General features: G+C 66.6%; 5 protein-coding genes and 1 pseudogene. 3 read left to right on the top strand and 3 right to left on the bottom strand.

Annotated features, from left to right (window positions below; genetic code table 11):
• The 3 genes from QOI01_RS35055 to modA form a co-directional block, all read right to left on the bottom strand.
• Positions 1 to 439 (bottom strand): ATP-binding cassette domain-containing protein (locus QOI01_RS35055; protein WP_526388679.1); only part of this gene is annotated, 439 nt, incomplete at its 3' end.
• 3 nt (positions 440 to 442) lie between these two features.
• Positions 443 to 1,246 (bottom strand): ABC transporter permease, encoded by an 804-nt coding sequence (locus QOI01_RS35050; protein ID WP_526388677.1) that lies wholly within the window; start codon positions 1,244 to 1,246, stop codon positions 443 to 445.
• Positions 1,243 to 2,064 carry a molybdate ABC transporter substrate-binding protein gene (modA, locus tag QOI01_RS35045; protein ID WP_526388675.1) on the bottom strand — a complete coding sequence of 274 codons (822 nt, stop codon included), beginning with the start codon at positions 2,062 to 2,064 and terminating at the stop codon, positions 1,243 to 1,245. The genes QOI01_RS35050 and modA overlap by 4 nt, the downstream gene beginning before the upstream one ends.
• 99 nt (positions 2,065 to 2,163) lie before the next feature.
• Between modA and QOI01_RS35040 the strand changes: the two genes are divergently transcribed.
• The 3 genes and pseudogenes from QOI01_RS35040 to ndh form a co-directional block, all read left to right on the top strand.
• Positions 2,164 to 2,838 (top strand): SDR family oxidoreductase, encoded by a 675-nt coding sequence (locus tag QOI01_RS35040; RefSeq protein ID WP_526388673.1) that lies wholly within the window; start codon positions 2,164 to 2,166, stop codon positions 2,836 to 2,838.
• 76 nt (positions 2,839 to 2,914) lie between these two features.
• Positions 2,915 to 3,844, top strand: a complete 930-nt coding sequence (locus QOI01_RS35035; RefSeq protein WP_526388671.1) for an LLM class F420-dependent oxidoreductase — start codon at positions 2,915 to 2,917, stop codon at positions 3,842 to 3,844.
• 156 nt (positions 3,845 to 4,000) lie between these two features.
• A pseudogene (gene ndh, locus QOI01_RS35030) lies at positions 4,001 to 4,376 on the top strand (type II NADH:quinone oxidoreductase Ndh); the annotation flags it as partial.

Genomic DNA, 4,376 nt, shown 5'->3' with positions numbered 1-4,376 from the left:
CCAGTGCAACGCGCTGCGCCTGGCCGCCAGACAGTTGGCGCGGCTTGCGGTCCGCCAGGTCGTCGGCCTCCACCTCCGCGAGCCAGTGCTCCGCAGTGGCTCGGGAAGCCTTGCGCGACAGCCCCTTTCCACTGCGAGCACCGAACGCGACGTTGGCGACGACGGACAGATGGGGAAACAGCAGGGGATCCTGCATCAGCAGTCCGACCCTACGGTCGTGGGTGCCGACGTGGGTGCCGGCGGTCGTGTCGGTGAGGGTTCGGTCGCCGACGCGGACGGCTCCGCAGTCGGGCCGCACCAGGCCGGCGATGACGTGCAGCACGGTGGACTTGCCCGCGCCGTTGGGGCCGAGCACCGCCAACACCTCGCCGGGCGCCACGGTGAACCGGACGTCCAGGCCCCTGGTTTCGACGACGGCCCGCACGTCGACACCACTCATGGGTTACTGCCAACCACTGGCTCCACCCGCCCTGATCCTGCGACTGCCGAGTCCGACCACGACGACGGCGGCAACCGCGACGAGCAGCACCGACAGTGCCACCGCAGCGTCCGCATCGACCTCACGCTGGAGATAGATCTCCAGCGGCAGGGTGCGGGTCACGCCTTCGCGCGAGCCGGCGAACGTCAGCGTCGCACCGAACTCGCCCAGCGCGCGCGCGAAGGCGAGCACCGCGCCCGACGCCAGCCCGGGAGCCAGCAGCGGCAACGTGACCCGCCACCACACCGCGGTCGGCCTTGCGCCCAGCGTGGCGGCCACCACCTCGTAGTCGGCTCCGACCGTGCGGGCAGCCCCCTCCAGCGCGATGACCAGGAAAGGAAGCGACACGAACGTCTGGGCCAACACCACCGCGGTCGTCGTGAACGCGATCTGAATTCCCGCCGCGTCGAGGTACCTACCGAGGAGCCCGAGGCGGCCGAACGCGTACAGCAGCGCGATGCCGCCGACCACCGGCGGAAGCACCAGCGGCAGCAGGATCAGCGGCCTTGCCCAGCGCACCCCGCGGGAGTTGCTGCGGGCCAACACCATTGCCATCGGCACCCCGAGCACGATGCACATCGTCGTGCTGGCGGCGGCAGTCTTGAAGCTGAGCACGAGCGCGGTCAACGACGACTGACTGGTGATCAGAGACCAGAACTGCGACCAGTCGACCCTCGCCGCCACCGCGACGAGCGGCAGCACCACGAAGATCGCACCGATCGCGGCAGGCACGTAGATCCAGCGTGGCAGGCTCCCCGAACTTCTCAAGGCTTGACGAAGCCCGCCTGGACGAGGACCTTCTGGCCCGCTTCGCTCGTCACCAGGTCGACGAACTTCTTGGCCGCCGCGGCGTCCGCCGCGCTCTTCAGCACGGCGATCGGGTACGTGTTGACGGCCGTGGACGACTCCGCGAAGTCGACCTCCGTGACCTTGTCGCCCACTCCGAGCGCGTCGGTGACGTAGACGATCCCGGCGTCAGCCTGCCCACTGGTCACCTTGGTCAGCACATCGGTCACCGACGATTCCTCGCTCACCGGGTTGAGCTTGACCTTGGTGGCGTCCTCGACCTTCTGCGTCGCCGAGCCACACGGCACCTGCGGTGCGCACACGACGACGCTCAGATCCGGCTTGGCCAGATCCGCGAAGGACGTCACCTTCTTCGGGTTGCCCGGCGCGGTGACGATGACGAGGGTGTTCGACGCGAAGTTCACCGGGTCGCCCGCGACCAGTCCGGCCTGGCTGGCCTTGTCCATGTTCTTGGTGTCCGCGGATGCGAACACGTCGGCCTTGGCGCCCTGGGTCAACTGGGTGACGAGGTCCGAGGAACCGGCGAAGGTGAAATCCACTGACCAGCCGGGCTCGTCGGTCTTGAACTGCTCGCCGATGTCGGTGAACGTCTTCTGCAGCGAGGCCGCGGCGAAGACGGTGAGCTTGCCGCCGGCAGGCGCGTCGCTGCTGCTCGAGGTGCTGCTTTGCGTGCCCGACCCGCAAGCCGTTAGAACGAGCAGGGGGAGCGCCGACAGCGCGCAGACGAGCTTCGGGGTTCTTGCCACGGTTCCAAACCCTAAGTCACCCCTAATGAGCATGTCTCTCGTTCCCCGCGTGGCGCGTTTCCCCTGCTAGCTACCGTCCAGTAACATCATCGGCGACTCGCTGGGTTCAGCGTCGAACACGAGGAGGTCGTGGTGAAGGATGTGCTGCTCACCGGCGGCGATACCGAGCTCGGACGCGTCATCGCCGAGGGGTTCCGCGACGCGGGGTACCACGTGATGATCGCAGGCTCCCGCCGTGACGACCTCGAGGTCGCCGCCAAGGAACTGGACGTCGACTCGATCGTCTTCGACAACACCGATGCGGCCAGCCTCGAAGAGGCTCGCGCCCAGATTCCCCATCACCTCGACACCATCGTGAACGTGCCCGCGCATCGCTGGGACGGTGGCGATCCCCGCACCTACACGTTGGCCGAGCGCGCGGCAGCGTGGCGCACGGCACTGGACGCCACCGTGCTGTCCGCCGTTCTCACGGTCCAGATCCTCGGCGACCAGCTGCGCTCGGGCGGGTCCATCATCAACGTCGTTGGCGACAACTCAACCGAAGGCAGCCCCGAGGCAGCCGTCAAGGCGGCGTTGTCGAATTGGACTGCGGGACAGGCCACGCACTTCGGAATTCGGGGCATCACACTCAACGCCGTCGCTTCGGGCCGGGGTGCCGAACCGGGTTACGACGGCATCGCCACGACCTCCCCGTCGGTGGCGGCCGAGATCACCCGGCTGGCGTTGTTCCTCACCACGCCCGCAGCCAGGCACATCACGGGGCAGACGCTGCACGTCAGCCACGGCGCGCTGGCAAGCTTCGCCTGACCACTAGTCTTATTCCCGCTTCGCGGTCAGCGAAACGGGGTACCGGTTCCGTTTAGTCGTGGCTAGGGTCGGATTCGTGACGATTCGACTTGGACTCCAGATCCCCAACTTCTCCTACGGCACCGGAATCGACCAGCTCTTCCCCACGGTCATCGCCCAGGCGCAGGAAGCCGAAGCGGCCGGCTTCGACTCCGTCTTCGTGATGGACCACTTCTATCAACTGCCCGGGCTCGGCACCCCCGACCAGCCGATGCTCGAGGCGTATACGACGCTCGGCGCCCTCGCGGTCGCGACCGAGAAGGTGCAGCTCGGCACCCTGGTCACCGGCAACACCTACCGCAACCCGACCCTGCTGGCCAAGGAGATCACCACCTTGGACGTGATCAGCCAGGGTCGTGCGATCCTCGGCATCGGCACGGGCTGGTTCGAGCTCGAGCACGATTCACTCGGGTACGACTTCGGCACCTTCACTGACCGGTTCAACCGGCTCGACGAGGCCCTGCAGATCATCCTTCCGATGCTCGAGGGCGAGCGCCCGACGTTCTCCGGCAAGTACTACCGCACACAGGAGGCCATGGCCGAGCCGCGCTTCCGCAAGCACGTCCCACTGATGATCGGTGGCAGCGGCGAGAAGAAGACGATCCCCTTGGCGGTCCGGCACTTCGACCACCTGAACATCATCGCGGGCTTCGACGAGCTGCCGCGCAAGTTGCAGGTGGTCCGCGAAAGCTCCGAGAAGATCGGACGCGATCCGGCCACGCTGGAAACCAGCATGCTGGTGATCGCGATCATCGGCGAGGGAATCACCGCCGACCTGATTCCCGAGGACTTCAGGCAGCAGGCCGTCTTCGGCAGCCCGGAGCAGGTGGCCGACCAGATCAAGACCAGGGTCCTCGATGCTGGGATCGACGGGGTGATCCTGAGCCCGGTCACCAGCCTGGACGGCTACCACCCCGGTGTCGTCACAGAGGTTGCCGAGAAGCTCAAGCCACTGCTGGCCGGGTGAACTTCCTGAGGGCTGGGGGTCCCCGCGCTTGCGGGGGAGAGCGGAGCGACCCGGGATGGCCCTTGACTGGGGTGGGTCATCTCACCGCGCTCCGGGGAAGCGCGCCGACTAACCTAGGGGTTGTACTGACTAGGTTTTCGCACGCGAGGAGCAGCAATGAGCCACCCCGGAGCCACGGCAACGGATCGGCATAAGGTCGTCATCATCGGTTCCGGGTTCGGTGGGTTGAACTCTGCCCAGAAGCTCAAGAAAGCCGATGTCGACATCAAGTTGATCGCTCGCACGACGCACCATCTGTTCCAGCCGCTGCTTTACCAGGTCGCAACGGGCATCATCTCCGAAGGGGAGATTGCTCCCCCGACCCGGCTCATCCTGCGCAAGCAGGAGAACGCTCAGGTGCTGCTCGGCGACGTCACACACGTCGATCTCGACGCCCAGACGGTCACCTCGGAGCTGCTCGGGCACGACTACACGACGCCATACGACAGTCTGATCATCGCGGCCGGTGCAGGACAGTCGTACTTCGGCAACG

Source organism: Mycobacterium sp., assembly GCF_032162605.1.
Taxonomy (GTDB): domain Bacteria; phylum Actinomycetota; class Actinomycetes; order Mycobacteriales; family Mycobacteriaceae; genus Mycobacterium.
This window is presented reverse-complemented; position numbering and strand designations above follow the sequence as displayed.

Bases quoted from the DNA above. Each gene is read 5' to 3' on its own strand.
- modA (WP_526388675.1), bottom strand. From the start codon at position 2,064: ATGCTCATTAGGGGTGACTTAGGGTTTGGAACCGTGGCAAGAACCCCG.